1 protein-coding gene is annotated in these 283 nt (G+C 73.9%); it reads left to right on the top strand.

The window, feature by feature from the left end; all coding sequences use genetic code 11:
- The coding region (locus AABA78_RS39110; RefSeq protein ID WP_338270634.1) for an AMP-binding protein at positions 1-283 on the top strand (283 nt) is incomplete at both ends.

Here is a 283-nt window from a genome sequence, read left to right as displayed (position 1 = left end):
TCGCAGACGCAGCTCTCCTTCCGCTCCCTCTCCGAGCGCGTCTGCCGCCTCGCCCACCACCTGCGCCTGCTGGGCGTCGGCCCCGAAGTCACCGTCGGCGTCTTCCTCCAGCGCTCCGACGAGCTCGTCACCAGCCTCCTCGCCATCCTCTGCGCCGGTGGCGCCTACGTCCCCCTCGACCCCGCCTACCCCTCCGAGCGCCTCGCCCTCATGCTCGAGGACTCTCGCGCGGGCCTGGTGCTGTCCCACTCCGCGCTCCGCGACAGGCTGCCCCCGGGCGCTC

This window comes from Corallococcus caeni (assembly GCF_036245865.1).
GTDB classification, from domain to species: domain Bacteria; phylum Myxococcota; class Myxococcia; order Myxococcales; family Myxococcaceae; genus Corallococcus; species Corallococcus caeni.
The sequence above is the reverse complement of the archived record's forward strand: the minus strand, read 5'-3'. Positions and strand labels throughout refer to the sequence as shown.